This is a genomic window from Halomonas denitrificans (genome assembly GCF_003056305.1).
Taxonomy (GTDB): Bacteria; Pseudomonadota; Gammaproteobacteria; order Pseudomonadales; family Halomonadaceae; genus Halomonas; species Halomonas denitrificans.
The window spans coordinates 191,471-214,844 of record NZ_PYVX01000002.1; the positions used below are offsets into that span (position 1 = coordinate 191,471).

Consider the following 23,374-nt stretch of genomic DNA (forward strand, 5'->3'; position numbering starts at 1 on the left):
ATCAGCTCACCCGTTCCCGCGGCACCTGTCGCAGGTGGCTGGCGGTCTGGCCGCCGGGCAGGGCGGCGATCCGGTCGGCAGCCTCGAGCAGGCTCGGCAGGTCGATCCCGGTGGCCACCCCGCCGCCCTGCAGGGCGTAGAGCAGATCCTCGGTGGCGGTGTTGCCGGTGGCGCCGGGCGCGAAGGGGCAGCCGCCCAGGCCCGCGCAGGCGCTGTCCACGGCCGTGGCACCGTGATGGATGGCGAAGAGCGCATTGGCGACGCCCATGCCGAAGGTATCGTGGCCGTGGAAGGCCCAGGCCAGTCCCTCGCGGGCGTGGCGCTCGCGCAGCCGGGTGAAATGGTCGGCCACCTGGTAGGGGGTGGCGCGGCCGGTGGTGTCGCACAGCGCCACCTCCATCGGCAGTCCGTCGGCCAGGTGGATGGCCTGGCCGAGCACGCGGTCGACCTGCTGCCAGCCGATGGTGGCCTCATAGGGGCAGTCGAAACAGGTGCCGAGGTCGAGGCGCAGCCGGGTGCCCTCGGTCTGGCGCAGGCGTTCGATCACCCGTCCCAGGTCCTCCAGCGACTCGTCCACGCTGCGGCGCACGTTGCCGCGGTTGTGCGACTCCGACACCGAGATCACGTAGACCACCTCCCGGATGCCGTGCTCCAGGGCCAGTTCGGCGCCCTTGAGGTTGGGCACCAGGGCGGAGAGTCGCAGCGACGGGCGGTCGGCGAAGGCCGCGATGAGCTCGCCGGTGTCGGCCATCTGGGGAATGGCCCTGGGACTCACGAAGGAGCCGATCTCCAGGCGGGTGATGCCGGCGTCGACCAGTGCCTCGATGCAGCGCTGCTTGTCGGCCGTGGGCAGCGGATCGCGGATCGACTGGAAGCCGTCGCGGGGCGCGACCTCGACGATCTCCACGCTCGCCGGGGGGGTGAGCAAGGTCATGACAGGGCCTCCTGGGTCGTCGGGGTGGGGCGTTGCCGCAGCCAGTTGATCACCCCGCCGGACACGAGGATCTCGATCTGGCGCGGGCTGAGGTGATGCTCGAGGCTCAGTGGCTCGCCATCCAGGGTGGCGCGAAGCGTGCCCCCTTCGCGGAGCTGGCCGGGGACATCGTCGATGACCAGTGTCTGGGCCTGGCCGACGCGGTCGTAGTCCGCCGGGTCGGCGAAGGTCAGCGGCAGCACCCCGAAACAGGGCAGGTTCTGCCAGTGGATGCGGGCGATGCTCTTCGCGACGACCACCTGGAGGCCGAGCAAGCGAGGCACCAGGGCCGCGTTCTCGCGGCTCGACCCCTGCCCGTAGTTGGCACCGCCGACGATGACATGGCCGGCCTCGCCGCGCTGCCGTGCGCGGTCCACGTAGCCGGGATCCAGGGCCTCGAAGGTGTGCTCTGCCGAGGCGTAGACATTGCTCCACAGCGGCAGCACCTTCGCCCCCGCGGGCATGATGTCGTCGGTGGAGACGTTGTCGCCTGTCTTGAGCAGGACCGGGGCTTCGATACGTTCGGGCAGGGCGTCCAGCACCGGCAACGGGGGCGTATTGTCGGTGGCCAGCAGCGAGACTCCCCGCGCGCGCTCCGGCGGTAGCGGCGGCACGAACCAGCTGTCGTTGACCACCATGCGCGCCGGCTCCTGGACGCGCGGATAGGCCATGTCGAGGCTGCGGGGGTCGGTGATCACCCCCGTGAGGGCCGAGGCGGCGGCGGTCTCGGGGCTGCACAGGAAGACGCTGTCCTCGCGGGTGCCGGAGCGCCCGGGGAAGTTGCGCGGGACGGTTCGCAGGCTGTTGCGTCCCGCCGCCGGGGCCTGGCCCATGCCGATGCAGCCGTTGCAGCCCGGCTGGTGCAGGCGCGCGCCGGCGTCCACCAGGGTGCTGAGGTGGCCCTCATTGATCAGGGCGGCCAGGACCTGGCGGGTGGAGGGGTTGATGTCCAGCGAGACGTTGTCGGCCACGCTGCGGCCCCGAACGATCTCGGCGACCACGGCAAAGTCGCGGTAGCCGGGGTTGCCCGAGGAACCGATGTAGGCCTGGTAGAGCGGTTGGCCTGCCGCCTCCGTCACCGGCACCACCTTGTCGGGGCTGGACGGCAGGGCGATCAGCGGCTCGAGCCCGGCGAGATCGATATGCTCGGTCCGGTCGTAGCGACACCCCGGGTCGGCCGCAAGGGGGTGCCAGTCGGCCTCCCGCCCGCGCGAGCGCAGGAAGTCGCGGGTGACCTCGTCGCTCGGGAAGACGCTCGTGGTGGCGCCCATCTCGGTGCCCATGTTGGCCAGTACGTGCCGGTCCATGGCATCCAGGGCCGCGAGGCCGGGGCCGTGGTACTCGAGGATGCAGTTCTTCGCCCCGGCGACCCCGTGGCGACGCAGCAGCTCGAGGACCACGTCCTTGGCGCTGACCCAGTCGGGCAGCTCACCCTCGAGATGCACGCCGATGATCTCCGGCATCGGCAGGTAGAGGGGCTCCCCTGCCATGGCCATGGCCACCTCGATGCCGCCGGCGCCGATGGCCAGCATGCCCAGGGCACCGGCCGCCGTGGTGTGGCTGTCGCAGCCCACCAGGCTCTGGCCGGGCACGCCGAAGCGCTCCATGTGCACCGGGTGGCTGATGCCGTTGCCGGGGCCGCTGTACCAGACGCCGAGCCGCTCGCAGGCGCTCTTCAGGAAGAGGTGGGCGTCGGCGTTGATGTTGTCCTGCTGGATCAGCGTGTGATCGATGTACTGCACGCTGGGGTTGGTGTGCACGCGCTCGATCCCCATGGCATCGAGCTCCAGCATGACCAGGGTGCCGAGGATGTCCTGCAGCAGCGCCTGGTCCATGCGCAGGGCGATTTCATGCCCCGGGATCATCTCGCCGCCGACCAGGTGGGCGGCGATCAGCTTGTGGCTCAGGGTGTCAGCCATGGGAGGTTGCCTCCTTGTCGGCGTTCCCCGTCACGCGAGGGATGGCGGAGAGAGCATCGATCAGAAACTGCAGGCCCAGGGCGGCGAAGCCGATCGGCAACAGCGCATAGGGGTAGACCATGGGGGTGCCCAGCGAGCTGGAGACGCGCTCCCCGTACTCCAGGGCCTGCAGGGTCATGATCCCGCCACGCCAGACGAGGATGCCGCAGAACACGGCTCCAAGTAGTCCGGTGAAGAGATCGATGGTGCCGCGCACTCGGGCCGGCAGCTTGTCCTTGAAATAGGTGATGCGGATATGAGCGTCGTGGCGCTGGGCCTCGGCGGCGCCGATCACCGCGAGGTAGACCAGCAGGAAGGAGTTGATCTCGAGGCTCCAGCTGGTCGGTGCCGAGAAGGCGTAGCGCATGATGGCGTCGTAGCAGATCGACGCCATCATGAACACCAGCACGGCCCGCGAGGTCCAGAGCAGGACGGCCAACAGGCCGTCCCAGCCACGCAAGGCGGTCGTGGTCATGGTGGTCTCCTCAAGCCTTGCCCAGTGCCAGGGCGATGGCGCGTTCCCCGACGTCCTGGCCGACCTCGGCCTTCCAGTGGTCCCATACGGCCTCGACGCCGGCATTGAAGGTCTCGACCTCCTCCTCGCTCGGCTCGATGATCTCGACGCCGGCCTCCTTGACCTGCGGCCAGTACTCGTTGGCGTAGATGTCGTTGTTGCAGTGTTCGATGAAGTTCTCGTCGTACCAGTCGGCGGCGCGTTGCAGCACGGCGCGCGCGTCGTCATCCAGGCTGTCCCAGGTGTCGCGCAGCATGAAGGGCGCCACCGAGAAGCCGGTCATGGGCAGCTTGTAGCAGTACTTCAACTGTTCCTGGAGGCTGCGGCCGATGACCGTGGAGATGTTGAACACCCCGGCATCCACGGTACCGCGCTGAAGCGCCATGTAGGTCTCGGAGGAGGGAATGCGGGTCGCCCCGATGTCGTAGGGTTCGAGGGCTTTGGTGGCCTCGAAGCTGACGATGCGCACCTTCTTGCCACGCACTTCATCGAGGGTACGGATCGGGCTGGCCTCGGTACTCCAGATGTATTCCGGCTCGAGGATGCCACCCCCCGAGGTGAGCAGGTACAGGTTCTCCTTGGCGAGGACCTCGTTGATCAGCTCCATCAGCGGGCTGCCCTGCTTCAGGCGCTCGGGGTGGCGATAGAGCTCGCCCACGACACCGGGTAGGCCGGTCACCCCGAGGATGGGCACCGAACGAGTGATGTAGGAGAAGGTGTGGAACATGAAGTCGATGCTGCGCGACCGCAGGGCGGGCAACTGCTCATCGGCCTTGAGCAGCTGGCCGGAGTCGTAGAACTCGACCGACAGCGCGTCACCGCCTTGCTCCTTGAGCATCTCCACGAACCGGTTGGAGCCGTAGGTCAGCGCCTTGTAGGAGGGGGGCAGGTAGGTGACGCCGGTCATGGTAGTGGCGGCATGGCTGTGCGGTGCCAGCAGGCTCTGGGCACCGAACAGCGTGGCGCCGGCGGAGGCGAAGGTACCGTACTTGAGGACTTGGCGACGGGACAGTTTCATGGCGAATCTCCTGATTGTTGTTATGGAGCGAGGGGTCGCGAACGTCGCGACGCCGGGGTTACATCAACCCCGGTAACCAAAGGCTGAGGCTGGGTACTAGCACGAACAGCATCAGCACAAGGAACTGCACGATGACGAAGGGCAGGGCACTGCGGATGATTTCCTCGACACTCAGCTCGGGGCAGACCCCACGCAGGGCATAGAGGTTGAGGCCCACCGGCGGCGTGACCACCGCGATCTCCAGGTTGAGCACCATGACGATGCCGAACCAGAGAGGGTCGTAGCCCAGGGCGGTGATCAGCGGCAGCAGTACCGGCGTGGTGACCACGATCAGCGAGACGGCATCGACGATCATGCCCAGCAGGATCAGCAGCAGCATCACCGCGACGAGGATGGCCCAGGTCGGCAGGCCGCTCGCGGTGAGGGTCTCGGTGAGCAGCTGCGGCACGCGGACCATGTTGAGATAGTCGCCGAAGATCTTGGCGCAGCCGATGATCAGCAGGATGGCGCCGCTGATCCGGGCCGTGGTGCCGAGGATCTGGAGGAACCTGCCCCAGCTGAGGCTGCGGAACACCACCGTCGCGATCAGGAAGGCGCCCAGGGCGCCGATGCCAGCAGCCTCGCTGGGCGTGGCCAGGCCCGAGTAGATCGATCCCAGCACCGCGAGAACCAGCAGGGCGGCATGCCAGATATTGGCGAGGCTCGCCCAGCGCTCCTTCCAGGTGAAGCGTTCGGGGCTCGCCGGGGCCTCATCGGGATTCATCCGCACGCGTACGTAGATGAACACCGAGAGGGCCAGCGCCAGCAGGAGACCGGGCACGATGCCGCCGATGAACAGGTCCGCCACCGAGACGCTGGAGACGGCGCCGTAGATGATGAAGGGCACGCTGGGCGGAATCAGCATCGCCAGGGCCCCGGCGCTGACCACCGAGCCGGCAGCCAGCGAACGGCTGTAGCCGCGCTCAAGCATCTGGGGCACCGCGATGGAGCCCACGGCCGCGACGCCGGCCAGGCTGACGCCGGACACGGCGCCGAACATCGCCGAGGCGCCCACCGAGGAGATCGCCAGGCTGCCGCGCAGCCAGTTGAGCCAGCGCACAGCCGCGGTAAACAGGCTCGAGCCGACCGGTGTCGCCCCCAGGAAGTTGCCCATCAGGATGAACAGGGGCAGGGCGATCAGCTCGAAGGCGTTGAGCTGGCCGAACAGCGACGAGGGGGCGAAGAAAAACGCCAAGGAGCCGCGGGCCATGTACAGGCCCAGCAACCCGGACAGACCCAGGGCCAGGAAGATGGGAAAGCCGATGGCGATCAGGCCCACCAGGGCGAGAAGGACAAGAACGGGATCCATGGGGTGTCTCCGTCAGATCACGTGGTCGTCGCGCAGGGCGTCGAGGTCGTCGGCACCGAGACCCAGCCAGTCGGTGAGAACGGTCTCGGTGTGTTCGCCCAGGGTCGGTCCCACGTGGCGCACGCACCCAGGGGAGGTCGAGAGCCGGGGAAAGACGTTCTGCATCGGCAGGGGGGTGCCATGGTGGTCCGGCACCTCGATGATGGCTTCGCGCGCCTGGAAGTGGGGATCCTCGAGCATGTCCGGGGCCCGGTAGACCAGGCCGGCCGGCACCCCGGCCTCGGCGAGAAGGTCGACGACGTGCTGGGCGTCGTGCTGACGTGTCCAGGCCGCGACCAGATCGTCGATGGCCTGCTGGTGCTCCCCGCGGGCGCGATGGGTGGCGTAATCCGGGTGATCCGCCAGGGTCGGCTGGCCCATCGCCTGGCAGAGGCGACGGAAGACTGTGTCCTGGTTGGCGCCGATGATCACGTCGCGTCCGTCCCGGGCCGGGTAGGCATTGGACGGGGCGATCCCCGTCAGGAAGCTGCCGCTGCGCTCGCGGACCTTGCCGGCCCGCGCATACTCGGGGACCAGGCTTTCCATCATCGCCAGCACCGACTCGAAGATGCTGCTGTCGACCACCTGGCCACGCCCGGTCCGCTCGCGCTGATGGAGCGCCATCATGGTGCCCAGGGCCGCATGGAGGCCGGCCAAGGTGTCGCCGAGGGAGATGCCGACGCGGACCGGCGGGCGGTCCGGGTAGCCGCTCAGGTAGCGCAGCCCCCCCATGGCCTCGCACACCGAGGCGAAGCCGGCCCGTGAGGCGTAGGGTCCGTCCTGGCCGAAGCCGGTGACGCGGACCATCACCAGGCCCGGGTTAGCGTGCGAGAGGACGTCGTAGCCGAGCCCCCAGCGTTCCATGGTGCCGGGGCGGAAGTTCTCGATGATCACATCGGCGTCGCGGGCCAGCTCGCGCAGCAATTCCTGCCCGCGCTCCTGGCGCAGGTCCAGGGTGATCGACTGCTTGTTGCGGCCGATGACGTTCCACCAGAGCGGTTCGCCCGTCTCGCGGTCCGCCGCACCCCACTGGCGCATGGCGTCGCCCTTGCCGGGCGGTTCGACCTTGATCACCTGGGCGCCGAAGTCGGCCAGGACCTGGCCGCAATAGGGACCGGCGATCAGCTGGCCGAGCTCCAGGACCTTGATATCACTGAGGGGAGTCGAATGTTGGGTCATTGTTGTTGTATTGCCTCTATAGCGCTGTCGGGTTGAGGGCACCTAGCCGTCGGGGGCCACGGGAAAGCGGAAATGCAGTGCCTGGGCCGCGAGCAGGTGGGCACGCATGATGTGCTCGGCCCACGCGGGGCTACCCGCGCGGATGGCCTCCAGGATCTCCTGGTGATGGCGCATGCTCCGGCGCAGGTTGGTGAGGTCGTAGTTGCCGAAATTTCGTCGTATCACCGAGGTGCGCACCACGCTCTCCAGCATGGTGGCCAGTCGCTGGTTGCCGCTGGCGAGGATCAGTTCGCGGTGGAACTCGTGGTTGAGCGAGGCGATCTCGTTGCGAACCGAGGGATCCGCCTCGACCCGCTCGGTGAGCTGTTCCATGCGGGTGGCCATCGCCCCGAGATGGGCAAGACACTCCTCGTTCATGCGCTCGCTCGCCAGGCGCACCGCCATGGGCTCGAGGACCAGCCGGAGTTCGAAGACCTCGCGAGCGTCCTTTTCCGTCCAAGCCACCACGCGGGAGCCATGATGGGGTATCGCTTCCAGCCATCCCTCCGACACCAGCTCGCGCAGCGCTTCGCGGACGGGCGTCCGGCTCACCTCGAGCTCGCGGGCCAAGTTCGCTTCGCGGATGTACTCGTGGGGCTGGTAGTGGCCATCGAGAATCCGCTGCTTGATGACGTCGTGCACCTTCGTCGTGGCCGTCTGGACCACCTGGGAGGGCGGTGTGGAAACTTCGTCTGCCATCTCGGCTCCTGACATTGCATGCAATGTGGAAGGTAGCCCAGGGAATGAGGCGGTTCAATTGCGACTTTTGTCGATTGTTGTATGCAATCTATGCTGAGACCAGGAAGCGGCGCCCCACGGCGGCAGCCGTTAGAGGCTGTCGAACAGCAGCATGATAATGAGCAGGTCCCACACCGGGTGGACCCGCTCTAGGGCGGGGGAGGTCGTGCGGGTGGCGGGTATCTTGGCTTTCCTAGGTCTTTGCGAAAGGTGCGGTGCGAAACCTCCTCCCCAGCCTGGAAGCTCGGCGCCCGGGCGGCACTGAACGGCACCCCGGGCCCGGCGCTCAGCGCGTCAGCAGCCCCTCCCGGATCGCCGCATCGAGACGGTCCACGGCGCCGGCCAGTTTCTCGTCGATGACGTGCAGGTACTCCGTCCAGTCATCGATATGGTTCAGCTCCGTCTTGCCGTCGGATATGCCGCGCAGCACCATCAGCGGCACCGAAAAGCGCGTGCAGGCGCGCAGGCCGGCGTAGCTCTCCATGTCCACCATGTCGGCGGCGATGGCGTCATAAGCCGCGCCCGAGACGATACCGGCGCCGGTCGAGAGCGTCGCCTCGCGAATCCCGGGGATGCGCAGCGGCAGGGGCAGGGTGGCCGGCAGGTCGAGGAAGGGCGTGACGCCCGTGGCGAAGCCGAGCGGTGTGGCGTCCATGTCGCGGTAGGCGACCGAGGTCGCCTGGTAGACCTCGGTCTGCTCCAGCGCCCGGCTGCCCGCCGAGCCCAGCGACACCACCAGGTCCGGCAGCCGTCCGCGCGCCTCGAACCCCGCCAGCGCCGCGGTGAGCTCCACCGCCGCCTCGACCGGCCCCACGCCGGTCATGAAGGGCACAAAGCGCTCCTTCAAATGCGGGCCGTATTCAGGCTCAGCCGCCATCACGAAGAGGATCGACTGGCCGCCCAGTTCCGTCAGCGGCGCCGGCGCGCGTGGTGTCTTGTTCATCCCGAGAGTCTCCTTAAGTTCATCAACACGAATTCAAAACATCTTGCCAGATGGTGACAGGCTACATGCTGTCGGTCTAAGCTAGCGACCGGGCCTATGTGCAAAGGAACTGCCACGGCCAATTATGTGATTTATTTTCTGAGGGTCAGGTTTTCTGCCAGACTCTCTCCGCCAAGACAGTTCCCTAGCAGTAGTTCCCCGTCAGTGAATGTTTTCACGGACCGGGTTGCCTGCCAGCAAGATCTTGCTGCGAAAAATGCGTGACCAGACTCATGGCTTGGACGTCACTTTCCTCACAGGGGAGTACGTTCTTCGCTTATGGTCGGCTCTGCCGAGAAACCCAGAGAAGTATGTCTGGATAAGGAGGTTTGCAGAGTTTCAGCTTAGTAAGCTGGTGGTTATGACAAAAACATATTGAAACGTAGGGATGTCATGTTAAAGAAAAGTATTCTGGTTTTTATTGCACTGGCAGTGCTTCTTCTGACAGGTTGTGCCTCAGTGCCCATGGAAAGCCCAGGAAAGTCGGAAAAACTGAAAGCATTTAATTCGCCTTCTGATGGTATGGCAGGCCTATATATCTACAGAGAAGCCGGGGTGGGGGCGGCGCTTAAAAAAGACATATGGGTCAATGAGGAGTGTGTCGGGGAGTCTGCTCAGGAGGTGTTTTTTTATAAGGAAGTTCCGGGTGATGAGCGCCACAGTATAGCCACGGAGTCTGAGTTTTCCCCGAATGTTATCTCTCTGGAAACCGAGAAGGGGAAAAACTACTTTATCAAGCAGTACATAAAAATGGGTGTTTTTGTCGGCGGCGCCAACCTAAAGCTGGTGGGCGAAGAAGAGGGGCGTAATGCCGTTTCCGAGCTGGACCTTGCCGTCAGTGGGACCTGCTCATCCTAATAATATGCTCTCTTAATAATTATCCGACAGGGAAATAGAAGCCTGCGCGGCGGTGAGCTCCACCGCCGCCTCGACCGGCCCCGCGCCGGTCATGAAGGGCGTGAGGCGCTTCCGAAGATGCGGGCCGTACTCAGGCTCAGCCGCCATCACGAAGAGGATCGATTGGCCTCCGAGCTTCGTCAGCGGCGCCGATACGGCGGTGTCTTATTCATCCCGAGAGTCTCCCGAAGCCCAATAAAGCCACCATCATGGCGGGCTAGGTCATGTGTCATGTGGTTAAAGTTTTTTCACAAATTTTATCTTGGTTTTTACCCTTTCTGCATAAGGGCTAGTGGATATATGTCGGAATTTTATATTCCTGATATTATGTTTATATGCATTTTTCTTTTTTGATGTTCGGTCAATGTGTCTTTCCCTGGAAAAGACTTTATCTTTGTTATCAGCGGGGAGTTTGAGTGTAGTTCAGGGTAGAAGTTTTCTACAATAAATTTGAGAAATTTTTGCAAGCAGAGCGGAGTGCGAACAGGGATTCTGCAGCTTTCAACACTCATGTGCATGTGTACTTCTGGGTGTTCGTCTGTCGCGTCAGCTTCACAATAGTCAAACCTTATTGGGCTTTTAGGTATGAACTTCTCAAGATCTCCGTTGCCCATGTGTTCCAGTATCTTATCTGTTATGCTTTCTACTTCTAGATCTGTTGACTCTAGGTCAATAGGTGATGGATACCAGCAGAGACGGTGTTTGATTATCCTGTTTCTTTTCAAAGAAAAGGAGAATTGAAGTATTGCACCATCTGATAAAAGCACTGAATACTGTCTGTTTTCTAAAAGTGATGTATATTCAGAAAGAGAACAAAACTTCTCTTTGTTTAATACGTAACCGTCATTCCCCCAAGTTACTTCAAGGATTTCGTCGGCCTTTCTGAAAACACTGTGAGCTCTTGAGTCTAGGACAAGACCTGCCTGTTGCCATAAATAGGTCAAATCGTTAATCCAAGAGACTAGGTTTTGTGGCGTAGCTTGCATATTCCACCTTTATATAAAAATGTCCCTTAGATCCTCAGGTACATCTTCAATAGACATTTCCCCTTTTTCTAACATCTGCCTTAATTTCTTTATTTTGCTAAATCCTTCTTGGATTTCTTTTTTCTCTTCATCATTTTGATCTTTATATGCGTCTTCCAGTTCAATAAGCTCTTCCTTTGTAGGGTATTTGAAATCCAGCATGAAGTTGTTTTCAAAAGTGTTCTCTATTTCTGCGCAGAGGGCTTTCATTGAAGGCCCTACGCCAGTGATTCTAACCCATGCCTTGGCTCGAGTTATCGCCGTGAAAAGTGCATTTCTTTTTTTTCCAAGTTCAAGGCCAGCGTAGCAAAAGTGAGAATTTGCAGCATATATCATAGGAGCCTCGTTGCCTTTCGCTCTATATATATGCGTTATAGCGATGGAGTTATCAATAAACACTGTGTTACGGCTAGTGCCTTTCCCCACGATGTGGCTGTCAATTCCATGTTTACGTAGACTGTGAACCAGATGAGATGACTCGCTAGCTAAAGTATAAGCGTCAGGGAAGACTACAAGTATATCTTCGTGCTCTAGTTCGTCTTGAGTTAGGTTCTTGTTTATTTGACTGGCTATCCACTCTGCTTGTGAGCCTTTGCTATCAAAAGCGCTATATAGAATTGCTTCATCAGGGTGGATGAATTCGTAAAAATAGTCTGGCGTTCTATCTTGGCTTCTTTGTAAAGTGACTCCCTCTCCCAGTTTGAGTTTTCCCCCGTAAGTTTCGTAGCCGATATTCTTCCATAGTGCCGGATCAGAAAACATTCTAACTAGCCCGCTTTTACGGTAGATCCCTAATCCTAAAGCCAGAGCTAGTGTGAGCGTCCAAGGAGGGTTTCGGTAGCATATGGGAAGCATTATATCTTGTTGGGGTTTACCTTCTTCATTCTCTAGAGAAACATACGGCGTAGAATTAGCGTCTTTTCCAAATAAAACTTCAGGTGGCTGCATAGAAAAGTCACCCAAGTTTTGAAGTTCATCATAAGCCCAGACAATTTTCTTTGGGTGCTTTACAAAATGATAAATAAGCTTGAAGAATGATTCCGGAAAGTCTTGTGCTTCATCAATCAATATGTAGTCATAAATTGGGTCGTTATTACCATGGCGGTCTATGAAGTCAAGAAGCTCTTGGCATGCGCCGCCGAACGCATTTTCTTGTCCGTATTTGGCTTTTGCAGACGAAAAGTTTAATGGCTCAACTCCTAGTCTTTCACATATCTCAGAGTATATGCCAACATCTGAGTTGCTTCCCCAAGCATGCCTGATTTTTAGGTTGGTATAGTCAGGTTCATCTCGAGTATGTTCAAAGTAGAATTTCTCAATGAGCTTCTGGAATTGTTGGTACAGGGCTCTTGATTGAAAGGTTACGGCTACTTTTTTTTCTGGTTCATATGCATGAAGATATGCTGCCTTCATGGCAAGTATGATGGTTTTTCCGCATCCAGCAAGGCCGCGAATCCTTTGCGGTTTATCTGGAGTTTCGATAGCTGCTTTTTTCTGCCAACTGTCTAGGTTGGCAATTTCTTTTTCGATTTTTCGCATTACGCCACCAAAAGATTCATCCTTTGTGACGTTTTTCCTTTTTTTGGAGGGTTTTAGCACTCCTGTTTTTTGAATTGTTGCATTTATTACTTTGAATTGGGTTTCGTTAATCGGTTGGCATTCTGATAGAGACTCTTCCATAGAGTCAGGTGTTACAATTTCTACATCATCTAAGTCATCGGTGTTGCGTAAAGAGAAAACCTCTATCTCAAAGGTGAGTTTTCTTTTTTTCACAAGCTGTTTTTCAGCAAGAAACTTCTTAAGAAGGCCTCTAAAAAGATCGTCTTGGTACTCTGTTATTTTTTCTGGAGAAGTCTCTGATGCTGTGGTCAAGTCAAACGCGATGACTCCGTTCTCTTGACTAATCAATAATGCATCTGTGAGGAGTGATTCATCATCGACATCGAATATTGGGTATCCTATGTATAGAGTTCCACTGGCAGAAGATTGTTTTAAAGATTCGACAAGGATGTCGACAGCTTGAGGGTTGCTTTTTTTTCCAAAAACTATATCAAGCATTACTGCACCATAAGTTATAAGATTTTAATATAATACTAATTAATAGCGACCAGAAAATCCACTCACTCGCATCACTCGCCGCTGCGCCGCGTCCATCAGCTGGCCGCGGCCGGTTTCCACCAGCGTCAGCCAGTGGCGGGCGCGGGTGATGCCGGTGTAGACCAGCTCCCGGGTGAGGATGGGGTTCGGCGCGTCCGGCAGCACCAGGGCGGCGTGGGTGAACTCCGAGCCCTGGGACTTGTGCACCGTCATCGCGAACACCGTCTCCACCGCCTGCAGGCGCGAGGGCAGCACCCACTTGATGCGGTCGGTGCCGTCGCCGGCGGGGAAGGCCACCCGCAGCATGCGGCGGCTGCCGTCGCCGGGTGAAACGTCCGGGCGCGGCATGTCCAGGGTGATGCCGATATCGCCGTTCATCAGCCCCAGGCCGTAGTCGTTCCTGGTGACGAGCACCGGGCGGCCGGGGTACCAGCGCTGGCGGCCATCCTGGCTGTCGATCAATTTCTCTCGCTCCAGCGCCTGGCGCACCCGCTCGTTCAGGCCCTCCACGCCCCAGGGGCCGCGGCGCAGCGCACACAGCAGCTGGAAGTCGCCGTGGGCTTTGAGCACCTTTCTTGCCCAGTCATCGAAGGCTGCCTGATCTGCCTCGTCCGCCGGTCGTCCCTCGGCCATCACGCTCAGGAAGTGGCGATAGCCCACCGGCGGTGCGTCGGCTGCCTTGGCATTCGGAAAGCGCTCGGGGCAGCCGGTCACCGCCAGGCGGGCCAGGCCGCGCTCGTCGTCGGCGGAAAGCTTGTGGTGCGAGAGGTCCGTGAAGCCGTGGGTAAGCGCCGTGGTGATGGTACGGCGCTTGGCGGCGGGCTCGGCGTCCAGGTTGATCGCCGCGGCCAGCTGGCCGATGCCGCTGTCGGCGGTGAAGCGGTGGCTGACGCGCAGCATGGCGATGGCCTGGTCGAGTGGCTTGCCATCGGCATCCAGCGTCTCCGCGGGCAGCGGCTGGCCGGTGGCCTCACTCAGCCACTCGGCGGTGGCCGGGGTGTAGTGGCCGCCCTCGGCCCGGGCGCACAGGTCGCCGAGCACCGAGCCCGCCTCCACCGAGGCGAGCTGGTCCTTGTCGCCGAGCAGCACCAGCCGCACCCGGGGCGGCAGCGCCTCGAGCATCGCGGCCATCATGCCCACGTCGACCATCGAGGCCTCGTCCACCACCAGCACGTCCAGCGGCAGCGGGTGGTGGCGGTCGTGGCGGAAGCGGCGGGTGTCGGGGCGTGAGCCGAGCATCCGGTGCAGCGTCGAGACCTCCTTGGGAATCACCCCGCGCAGCCGCTCGGGATCGTCGGCCAGGCCGTCGAGGTCGAGCTTGGCCACCTGGCCGGCGATGGACTCGTTGAGCCGGGCGGCGGCCTTGCCGGTGGGGGCGGCCAGGCGGATGCGCAGGGCCTGTTCTCCTTCACTCTCGCCTTTCCCCTGGCCTTCAAGCGCCAGCGCCTGGAGCAGGGCGAGCAGGCGCACCACGGTGGTGGTCTTGCCGGTGCCGGGGCCGCCGGTGATCACCGCGAAGCGCGAGCGGCCGGCCAGGGCACAGGCGGCCTTCTGCCAGTCGATCGCGTGCGGGGCATCGCCCCGGTGGGGGAAGAGGGCGTCGAGGATCGGGCGCAGGCGGGTCGCGTCCGGGGTCTCGTCGTCGCTTTTCGCCTCGCCGAGCCGCTCATTGATCCGGGTGTGGATATCCTGCTCGTGCTGCCAGTAGCGGCGCAGGTAGAGCCGGGGGCGGGCGGCGGTGCCGGCGAGCACCAGCGGGGTGCTGCCGGGGCCATCGGCGACGAGCTCGGGCTTGGCCAGCGCCGCGCGCCAGGCGTCCAGCTCGAGCGCGGCCATCACCCGGCTGGGCAGCGGCGGCGGGTCCTCCAGGCTGTCACCCTCCGGCGGCAGCGAGAGCGCGAGGTCCGGGGTGGCGAGCGTCTGGGCCAGGTCCAGGCAGACGTGGCCGCGGCCGAGCTGGTGACTGGCCAGGGCCGCCGCCAACAGCAGCAGGGGTGAGGCCTCACTTACCCCATTTTCCCCCTTCGCCTCGCGGTGCAGGAAGGCGGCGAAGGCGCGGTCCAGCGAGCGCAGCCAGCCGCGCGCCACCCAGCGGTCGAGCAGGGCGAACAGCGCCGCGTGATCGGCCAGCGCCTGTTCGGGCGCTTGCATCAGCGCGGCTTCGGGCGCGGCAGTGTGGTTCGGGGTATCCGGCATCATGCGGTGGCCTCCTCGGCGGCGCGAAACAGGGCATCGAGCGCGAGGATCAGCTCGCTCGGCGGGCGTTCGGCGTGCACGCCGCGGGAGGGCGCGCGGGTGCCGCGCAGGAAGACGTAGAGCGCCCCGCCCAGGTGGCGCTCGATGTCGTAGTCCGGCAGCCGGGCCGCGAGCAGCCGGTGCAGGGCCAGCAGGTAGAGGCAGTACTGCACGTCGTAGCGCTTCTCGAGCACGGCCTCAGCCATTGCCGCCTCGGTGTAGGCGGCGTCGTCGGCGCCCAGGTGGTTGGACTTCCAGTCGAGCACGTAGAAGCGCCCCTCGTGCTCCACCACCAGGTCGATGAAGCCCTTGAGCATGCCGTTGAGGGTATCGGGCTCGAGCGCCGGCCGCGGCCGGCCGCCGAGTGTGTGAGCGCTTACGAGGGCGTCCAGCCGGCGGGTGTTCACCTGGTGGGCGGCGAACCAGAATTCCAGCTCGACCCGGTAGCCGTCCAGGGCGTCGAGGCGCAGCGGCGCGGCCTCGCCATCGTCCGAATCCGGCACCGGCAGCGGTGTGGTCAGTAACTCCGGCAGCCACTGCTCGAGGGCGGCGATCTGGCCCTCCCAGCCGCGGCGGTTGGCGCGCCGGGCCAGGGTGTCGGCGCGCAGCTCGGCGTCCTCGGCCACCCGGGCGAAGCCCTCCTCGCCGGCCCACTCCAGCAGGCCGTGCAGGAAGGTGCCCGCCGAGGGGCCGCGGGGGAAGCGGTGAAGCGAGCCCTCGCTCACTGTGGCGGCCGCCGCGTCGAAGGGCTCGTCGATCACCTCCATCGCCGTGGCCTCGTCGGCGGTGGTGGGCTCGGGCGTCGGCTCGGCCTGGACGGCGGACTCAGCTTCTTCATCCGGGGTGGCGCCGGTACGCAGCGCCGAGTAGCTGGCGATCCACCAGTGCTCGCGGATCGTCCGGCCGGGCGCGCGGGCATGGCCGAGCGGCGTGTCGTCGGTGGCGAGTTCGACCGGCGTGGCCTCTGCCTCGGGGGCGTCGATCACCGTCACCCGACCTCTCTCGTGACCCTCCGCGTCCGCCAGCGCCTCGAGGGCCGGGCGCAGGGCCTCGGGCGAGAGCTCCTCGCCGCCCTTGAGCAGGTGGCCGACGGCGCTGCGCTCCATGGCGTCCAGCGGCGCCAGGCCGAGCCAGGTGGCGTGGCGGGCGCGGGTCAGGGCGACGTAGAGCTTGCGCAGGTCCTCGCCCAGGCGCTCGCGATCGGCGCGGGCCAGGGTCGCCTCGTCGGCGGAGAGCGTCAGGCGCAGGTGGCCGTCGTCGTCGTGCCAGCGCAGTGGCAGGTCGCCCTGCTTCACCGGGCGGAAGGCGGCGATGAAGGGCAGGAACACCAGCGGGTACTCCAGGCCCTTGGACTTGTGGATGGTCACCACCTGCACCAGGTCGGCGTCGCTCTCCAGGCGCAGGCGGTGGGTGTCAGACTGCGCGTGGGGATGCGCGCGGGATTCGGCGAGAAAGCGCAGCAGGGCGTGCTCGCCGTCGATCTCGGTGCTGGCCTCCTGCAAGAGCTCGCCGAGGTGTAGCAGGTCGGTGAGCCGTCGTTCGCCCTCGGGCACGGCCAGGAGCCGACCGGGCACCGCAAAGTCGGCCAGCAGCCGGTGCAGCATGGGCAGCACGCCGCGGCGTTGCCACTGGCGGTGGTAGTCGCGGAACTGCATCACCCGTGCCTCCCAGGCCAGCTCGTCCTGCTGGGGGCCGCCGTTCAGGGCGTCGAGCTCGGCAAGCGAGAGCCCCAGGCTCGGCGTGGCGAGCGCGGCGCGCAGGCAGCGCTCGTCGTCCGGCGCGGCGCAGGCGGCGAGCCACCCCTCCAGCTCGGCGGCGGCCTCGGTCTCGAACACGCCCTCCTTGTCGGAGAGGTAGACGCTGCGGATGCCGCGGGCCAGCAGGGCGGCGCGGATGGCGCGGGCCTCGGAGGCGTTGTTGACCAGCACCGCGAGATCCGACGGCGCCAGTGGTCGCAGCTCTCCCTGCTCTTCACCACTGGCCTTCACAAAACCCGTCTGCCCGGCCTGACCCTCGCGCAGGAGGCTGGCCATCTCGGTGGCGCAGCGCCCGGCCAGCTCAGCCAGGTAGGCGCCCTTGGAAAGCGTCTCGTCGGCGGCCAGGTGCCAGAGGGTCAGCGCCGGCTGTGTGGCGCCGTTTCGCGTGAGTGAGTCCTTCCTGCCGTTTGCCTCTACCGGGCTGAACGGCACCGGATTGTCGTCGCCGCGACGGAACAGGAAGGCGCCGGCGTCGCTCTGCTCGGCGTGTTCGAACACCCGGTTGACCGCCGCGACCATGGGTTCGGCGGAGCGGAAGTTGGTGCCGAGCGTGACGTGGCGGCCGGCGGTGTCGCGCCGGGCCTGGAGGTAGGTGTGGATATCGGCGCCACGGAAGGCGTAGATCGCCTGCTTGGGATCGCCGATCAGCAGCACGGCGCTGTCATCGCGATTCTGTTCCAGTTCGTAGACCCGATCGAAGAGGCGGTACTGCACCGGGTCGGTGTCCTGGAACTCGTCGACCAGCGCCACCGGGAACTGCTCGCGGATGCGCGCGGCGAGCGTCTCGCCGGCCTCGCCCGCGAAGGCGGCGTCCAGGCGGTGCAGCAGGTCGTCGGGGCCGAGCTCGGCGCGGCGGCGCTGCACGGTCTCACGGCGCGCGGCCATCCAGTGCACGGCGTGGGCGAGCAGGTCGGCGAACGGGTCGGGCAGCGCGGCGAGCTTCTCCGGCAACTCTTCCAGCGCCTCCAGCGCCGGCAGGTTCGGGGCCGGCTCTTCCTTCCAGATCTCGGCGATGCCGTCGGGCGTCAGCCGCTTCCAGGCGGCGGGGGTGAGATCGGGGCTCGCGAGTTCGGGGTCATGGGCCCACTCGCGCAGGGCGGCGAGCCAGTTGGCGCGGCTTTTGGCGTTGAGCTTCTGGCCGTTGAAGGCCTTGCGCTGGGCGGCGGCCTCGAGCAGGGCTTCCAGTTCGTCGAGCCAGGCCTGCCAGGGCGCCTTGAGCTCGGCGAGTGCCGCGGCGCGCTGCTCGCGGTAGTTCGCGAGCGCCTCAAAGGGCGGTGGCGCCGCGGGCAGGGCGGCGGCGTGGGTGCGCAGCCGGGCGGCGGTGTCGTTGAGGGCGTCCGGCGTGGTCCAGTAGCGCGCGACGATCGCCAGCGCCTCGGGGTCGAGGTCGTAGTAGAAGCAGCGCCAGTAGTCCCGGGCGATCTCCAGGTCCATCTCCGACTGGTCCAGCGACATCTCCAGGGCGAACAGGCTGCCGCTGTCGAAGGCGTGCTCGCGCAGCATGCGGTGGCACCAGGAGTGGATGGTGGAGACCGCGGCCTCGTCCATCCACTCGGCGGCCAGCCGCAGCCGGCGGGCGCAGGTCGGCCAGCTCTCGTGGGGGTAGCTGTCGCGCAGGGCGAGCAGCGGATCGCTGCTCGGCGGTTCACTGCTTGGTGAGAGTTCTGCTTCGGGCTCTGTGTTATCCACAGAAGGTTCTGCGAAGAGATCGCCGGTTTCGTTCTGGGACGGGGCTGATCCGGCGGCAGGTCGCCGCGGAGGCGCTGTGAACCCTTCCGTGGGCGCTACATTCGACATCCCTGTCGAATGACCTCCGCTTTGACCTGCCCCCGGCGCCCCTTCGTGGCTATCGCAACCTGCCACGGAATCAGAAGTCGCCCCCGATTTGGGCGCGTCGTCGGGCGCCTGTGGAGAGAAGGCCTCTGCCGCCTCGACCAGCCGCGCGCGGATGCGGTCGCGCAGCTCCTGGGTAGCGGCGTTGGTGAAGGTGACCACCAGGATCTCCGGCGGGGTCAGCGGCCGCGGAAAGCTGACCGCGTCCTCCTCGTTCCGGGGGCCGAGCACCAGGCGCAGGTAGAGCAGGGCGATGGTGAAGGTCTTGCCGGTGCCGGCGCTGGCCTCGATCAGCCGGCTGCCGGTGAGCGGTAACGCCACCGGGTCGAGGCGCGGGGTCTCGGCCGCCTGCACGGTTTCCACGTTATTTCGAGCGGTATCGGGCGAGTTCATGAGTTGCTGCCTCCCTGGCCCTTGCCGCCTGCCTTTTTATCGCCGCCGCCCTTGGCCTTCACGGTGTCGTGGAGCGGGGCGTAGAGCGCCGCGGTCAGCTCGGTGAAGCGCCGGCCGGCGGCCTGGTGGCGAACGAGGCTTGCGAGGTCACGCCACTGGCGGGCGAGGTAGGGATCGCGGTCACGCTCGCCGGCGGTGTAGTCGTCGCCCTCGAAGACGCGTGCGGCGGCCTTCCAGGCCTTGAGGTCGGCTTCTTCCGCCTTCTCGTCGCTGCCGAAGACGCGGGCCAGGGCGTTCTCGTCGCCGCCCTTCTCATGCCAGGCGAAGGCGGTGTCCCGGGCCAGTGGCAGCGGCGCGGCCATGCCGGCGAGCCAGGCGCGGGCGATGGCCTCCAGGTGCTGGCGCGCGGTGGCTTCGTCCAGCGGCGCCAGGGTGCCGCCGCCGGCGCGGGAGAGCAGCACCGTGGTCATGGGGCCGAGGGCGAGCTGACCGGCGAGATGGCCGACCCAGGGGGCGAGCCAGTGCTTCCAGTTGTACTTGCCCTTGTTGACCAGGCTGCTGGTCATCAGCACCAGCCGGCAGCGCTCGCCCTCGTCGTTCTCGCGCAGGCCGTCCAGCCAGTCCTCGATCTGCAGCGGGGCCTCGCCTGTGGCGAGTTCCAGCGACACGGACGCCGGCGTCTCCCAGGCGTGGGGCCAGGCCTCGAGCTTCTCGGCGTAGGCCTCGAAGAGGTCGTCCAGCGGCTCGACGAGGTGCTCGCGCATCAGCTCGGCAAAGCCGCCCATGGCGAGCCGCCCCTCGCGCTCCAGGCGCGCCAGGGTGTCGTGGACGGCGGGTGTCGGCGAGGCGCCCTCGTCCACGGCGCGGCGCCCGGCCTCGATCAGCGCCTGCTGGAGCTGCCAGTGGTCGAGGCCGTCCAGGGCGAAGGGTTCGTGGTCGGGGCTCTCCAGCGCCTCGCGTTCGAGATAGACGCCGAGCCGGGTAGTGAAGAAGGCCTTCACCGGGTCCTTGAGGAAGCCGCTGAGCCGCGCCAACGGCAGGGCGGTGTCGAGTTCCATCGGCGGCAGCTCGCCGTCGGCCACGGCCTCCGGCGAGGCCTGGTGAACGGCCCGCCACTCCCGGGCGTAGGTAAACAGCCTTTCTCCGCCAGCAAAGTAGCTGCGACTGAACGGCTGCAGCGGGTGCTCGGTGGTCAGGGCGTCGAGCAGCGCCTGGCCGGCGTCCTCTTCGTGCTCTCGTCCGGCGAGTCGCCAGCCGGCGGCCAGGTGGTCGCGCAGCTGGCCGAGCAGCACCGAAGGCGGGCGAAGCGCGTTGTCGTGGATGCTGCGGCCGACCCAGCTGATCATCAGGCTGTCCCGGGCCGAGAGCAGCGCCTCGAGGAAGAGGTAACGGTCGTCCTCGCGGCGGGAGCGGTCGCCGGGGCGGTAGTCGTGGCCCATCAGGTCGATGTCCAGCGGCCGCTGCACCCGCGGGTACTCGCCGTCGTTCATGCCCAAGAGGCACACGTGGCGGAACGGGATGGCGCGCATCGGCATCAGGGTGGCGACGTTCACCGCGCCGGCCAGGAAGCGCTGGGAGAGGTTGGCTTCGTCGAGCTGGCCGAGCCAGTGCTCGCGCACCACCGAGAGCGGCAACGCCTCGGTCAGGCCGGCGTCCTCGGTGGTCTCCTGCCACTCCTCGAGTAGCTCCTCCAGGCGGCTCAGGGTGGCGAGGTCCGCCTCGTCCTCGGCGGCGAAGCACGTGGCCAGCAGCCCGCGCAGCCGCCGGCACCAGGTGGCCACGTCGGCGGGCTCGGAAAGCGCGCGCCACTGGGCCTCGAGGGCGTCGAGCAGGTCCATCAGCGGGCCGGCGAGCGCCGCCTCCAGGCCGCCGATGTCGCCGAAGGGTTCGATGTCGTGCCAGGGACCGTCGGCGGTGTCGCCGACGGCGTAGCCCAGCAGCAGCCGGCGCAGGCCGAAGGCCCAGGTGTTGGCGGTGAGCCCGCCGGGCAGGTCGAGCCGGGCGCGCTGCGTGGCGTTCAGCCCCCAGCGGATGCCGGCGCCCTCGATCCAGCGGCGCAGCACCGGCAGGGCGTCGGCGTCCAGCCCGAAGCGCCCTCGCAGGGCCGGTACCTCCAAAAGGTCGAGCAGGTCGCTAACCGTGAGCCGCGCCTCCGTCAGGTGCAGCAGCGCCTCCAGCGCCACCAGCAGCGGCTGGCGGTGGCGGCTGGTCTGGTCGGAGAGCGTGAAGGGGATATGGCGCGGGTCGTCCGGCGCCAGGCGGCCGAACACCGCCTGCACGGCGGCGGCGTAGGTGTCGATGTCCGGCACCATCACCAGTACGTCGCGCGGGCGCAGCGTGGCGTCGGCGTCGAAGGCGGCGAGCAGCTGATCGTGGAGGATCTCCACCTCGCGCAGGGGGCTGTGGGCGACGTGGAAGCGCAGGCTGCGATCGTGCGCCGGGTCGACGGCAGGCCAGGTGTCGCGGGTCTCCTGGGGCGGGCGCAGCTCGAGGATGTCGTCCTGCAGCTGCTGGAGCAGCCCCGGTGCTTCGGCCTCGGCGGGCGAGTCGAACAGATCGATGCGCATCGCCTCGGCGTCGAACAGCGCCCGGTAGGCGTCCTGGTCGTCGAACTCGTCGAGCAGGCGCAGGTAGTCGCGGCCCTGCTTGCCCCAGGCGGCGAGCAGCGGCTGGGCGTGGAGATGCAGCTCGGTGTCGTCGAGCTCCAGCGGCATGCCGGGGCGGTGGCGCTGGCGCCGGCGGGCGGCTCTCAAGAGATCCTTGTGCTCGATGATGTCCGCCCAGTAGTGGCGGCAGGGGTTGTGCACGCAGAGCAGCACCTGGGTGACCCTCGACACCGCGGCCAGCGCCTCCAGCGTCTGGCGGGGCAGCGAGGAGATGCCGAACACCACCACCCGGCGCGGCAGGCCGGGTGGACGCGTCTCGGGGGTGAGCTCGCGGCACGCCTCGAGGAAGCGGGTGTGCACCCAGGCCCGGCTGGTGGCGAGGCCGGCCTCGCCGATGTCATCGCGCAGCCGCCGCCACAGCGCCGGCTGCCAGCGCTGGTCCTCGGCGAGGGGACGCGCCTGGCCGCGGGCGTCGATCAGCTCGTCGCGGCCCTCGGCCCAGGCGGCGAGCCAGTCGGCGCGGTAGACCTGGTACTGGTCGAAGAGGTCGGCGAGGCGCTCGGCGAGCTGGTGGCGCTTGCGGCGGTCCTCGTCGTCGGCCAGGAAGCGCGCCAGGGGCGCGAAGGTTTCGTCGTCCGTGAGCTCCGGCAGCAGGCGCATCAGCCGCCAGACGAGCCGCGGCTTGTCGAGCGGCGAGGCCGGCGGCACGGCGTCGGGGCCGTCCTGCTGGGTCAGCACCGCGCGGTAGGCCTGCCACAGGTAGCGCGCCGGCAGGGTGACGTCCATGGCCGCGGCGATGCCGGCGCCCGCGGGCGGGTCGGCGGCCAGGGCGAGCTTCAGCCACTGGCTGATGCCGTTGCTCTGCACCAGGATCACCTCGTCCTCGAGCGGCCCCAGCGGGTGGTGGCGAATCCACTCCACCGCCAGGTCGCGCAGCGCCTCCAGGCGGTTGCCGTGGATCACCATGAAGCCGGGAGTGAGCTCGGTTCCCTGGGAGAGGCGTGAGAGCATGGCGAATCCTTCGCGGTGGGCGGGCAGGCTGCCATGGTGCCGCAAAAGCCCGCCCGCATAAACGTGGCCGGCACCTTGGTGAGCCAGGACTCAGTCGTCGACGGCGTTGCATCCTGACGCTCTGGCATGGCCAAGCCCGCGGCGTCACCATGGAGCCCAATCGCATGAAAGGGAGCCTGGCGCATGGAGACCGAGCGTTTCGACCTCGACGCCCCGGTCGGGGTGATCGCCGACACCCACGGCACGCTGCGCGACGAGGCGCTGGCGATGCTCGAGGGGTGCGGGCTGATCCTGCATCTCGGCGACGTGGGCAGCCGGGACCGGGACGAGGCGATCCTCGAGCGGCTGGCCGAGCTGGCGCCGGTGCACGCCGTGCGCGGCAACGTCGACACCGCGGCCTGGGCCGAGCGGCTGCCCTGGAAGCTGGATCTCGCGATCAACGGCTGGCGGCTGCACCTGGTGCACGATATCGCCGACTTCGACGCTGCCACCGCCTGCGATGCCGTGCTCCACGGCCACTCCCACAAGGCGCGCAACGAGTGGCGCGAGGGCCGGCTGCTGTTCAATCCCGGCGGCGCCGGCCGGCGGCGCTTCTCGTTGCCGCTGACCCTCGGCAAGCTGTGGGCCGACGAGGCCGCCCTGCGCGGCGCCATCCTCCACCTGCCGCTGTAATTCGCCTTTGGCATCCCATCCCCGGCGCCTTTACCTAGACTGGTGAAAAAGACGGCCGCT

The 23,374-nt window shown here is 65.5% G+C and carries 15 protein-coding genes; 2 read left to right on the forward strand and 13 right to left on the reverse strand.

The window, feature by feature from the left end; translation table 11 throughout:
• Position 1: 1 nt before the first annotated feature.
• The 8 genes from C9F13_RS07050 to C9F13_RS07085 form a co-directional block, all read right to left on the reverse strand.
• Complete coding sequence (locus tag C9F13_RS07050) at positions 2-934, reverse strand: hydroxymethylglutaryl-CoA lyase (protein WP_108445540.1); 933 nt, start codon at positions 932-934, stop codon at positions 2-4.
• Entirely contained in the window at positions 931-2,892 is a 1,962-nt protein-coding gene (locus C9F13_RS07055; RefSeq protein ID WP_108445541.1) for an aconitate hydratase, read from the reverse strand. The genes C9F13_RS07050 and C9F13_RS07055 overlap by 4 nt, the downstream gene beginning before the upstream one ends.
• Entirely contained in the window at positions 2,885-3,406 is a 522-nt protein-coding gene (locus C9F13_RS07060; RefSeq protein WP_108445542.1) for a TRAP transporter small permease, read from the reverse strand. Before C9F13_RS07060 ends, C9F13_RS07055 begins: the two co-directional genes overlap by 8 nt.
• A 10-nt stretch (positions 3,407-3,416) precedes the next feature.
• Entirely contained in the window at positions 3,417-4,463 is a 1,047-nt protein-coding gene (locus tag C9F13_RS07065) for a TRAP transporter substrate-binding protein (protein WP_108445543.1), read from the reverse strand.
• 58 nt (positions 4,464-4,521) lie between these two features.
• The gene (locus tag C9F13_RS07070; RefSeq protein WP_108445544.1) at positions 4,522-5,811 is read right to left on the reverse strand and encodes a TRAP transporter large permease; all 1,290 of its coding nucleotides are present in this window, start codon (positions 5,809-5,811) and stop codon (positions 4,522-4,524) included.
• Positions 5,812-5,823: 12 nt separating this feature from the next.
• Positions 5,824-7,029, reverse strand: coding sequence for a CaiB/BaiF CoA transferase family protein (locus tag C9F13_RS07075; protein ID WP_108445545.1), 1,206 nt, complete (start codon positions 7,027-7,029; stop codon positions 5,824-5,826).
• Between the two features lie 42 nt (positions 7,030-7,071).
• Positions 7,072-7,767, reverse strand: coding sequence for a GntR family transcriptional regulator (locus C9F13_RS07080; protein ID WP_170121134.1), 696 nt, complete (start codon positions 7,765-7,767; stop codon positions 7,072-7,074).
• Between the two features lie 325 nt (positions 7,768-8,092).
• Positions 8,093-8,749, reverse strand: coding sequence for a 5'-methylthioadenosine/S-adenosylhomocysteine nucleosidase (locus tag C9F13_RS07085; protein WP_108445546.1), 657 nt, complete (start codon positions 8,747-8,749; stop codon positions 8,093-8,095).
• Between the two features lie 432 nt (positions 8,750-9,181).
• Here C9F13_RS07085 and C9F13_RS07090 point away from each other — a divergent pair, with 432 nt between their 5' ends.
• Positions 9,182-9,646, forward strand: coding sequence for a DUF2846 domain-containing protein (locus tag C9F13_RS07090; protein ID WP_108445547.1), 465 nt, complete (start codon positions 9,182-9,184; stop codon positions 9,644-9,646).
• Positions 9,647-9,996: 350 nt separating this feature from the next.
• Here C9F13_RS07090 and C9F13_RS07100 read toward each other — a convergent pair whose 3' ends face one another.
• Genes C9F13_RS07100 through recC form a run of 5 tightly spaced genes read right to left on the reverse strand, consistent with a single transcriptional unit; the run spans position 9,997 to position 22,642 of the window.
• Positions 9,997-10,629 carry a DUF2290 domain-containing protein gene (locus tag C9F13_RS07100; protein WP_157955180.1) on the reverse strand — a complete coding sequence of 211 codons (633 nt, stop codon included), beginning with the start codon at positions 10,627-10,629 and terminating at the stop codon, positions 9,997-9,999.
• Positions 10,630-10,680: 51 nt separating this feature from the next.
• Entirely contained in the window at positions 10,681-12,768 is a 2,088-nt protein-coding gene (locus C9F13_RS17480; protein WP_157955181.1) for a DEAD/DEAH box helicase, read from the reverse strand.
• A gap of 39 nt (positions 12,769-12,807) precedes the next feature.
• Complete coding sequence (gene recD, locus C9F13_RS07115; protein WP_108445549.1) at positions 12,808-15,006, reverse strand: exodeoxyribonuclease V subunit alpha; 2,199 nt, start codon at positions 15,004-15,006, stop codon at positions 12,808-12,810.
• Positions 15,003-19,025 (reverse strand): exodeoxyribonuclease V subunit beta, encoded by a 4,023-nt coding sequence (gene recB / locus C9F13_RS07120; protein WP_245888723.1) that lies wholly within the window; start codon positions 19,023-19,025, stop codon positions 15,003-15,005. The genes recD and recB overlap by 4 nt, the downstream gene beginning before the upstream one ends.
• Complete coding sequence (gene recC, locus C9F13_RS07125; protein ID WP_108445550.1) at positions 19,022-22,642, reverse strand: exodeoxyribonuclease V subunit gamma; 3,621 nt, start codon at positions 22,640-22,642, stop codon at positions 19,022-19,024. The genes recB and recC overlap by 4 nt, the downstream gene beginning before the upstream one ends.
• A gap of 183 nt (positions 22,643-22,825) precedes the next feature.
• On the opposite strand from recC, the gene C9F13_RS07130 reads away from it, so the two are divergent.
• A complete protein-coding gene (locus C9F13_RS07130) occupies positions 22,826-23,314 on the forward strand; it encodes a metallophosphoesterase family protein (protein ID WP_108445551.1) in 489 nt (162 codons plus the stop codon).
• Positions 23,315-23,374: the final 60 nt, after the last annotated feature.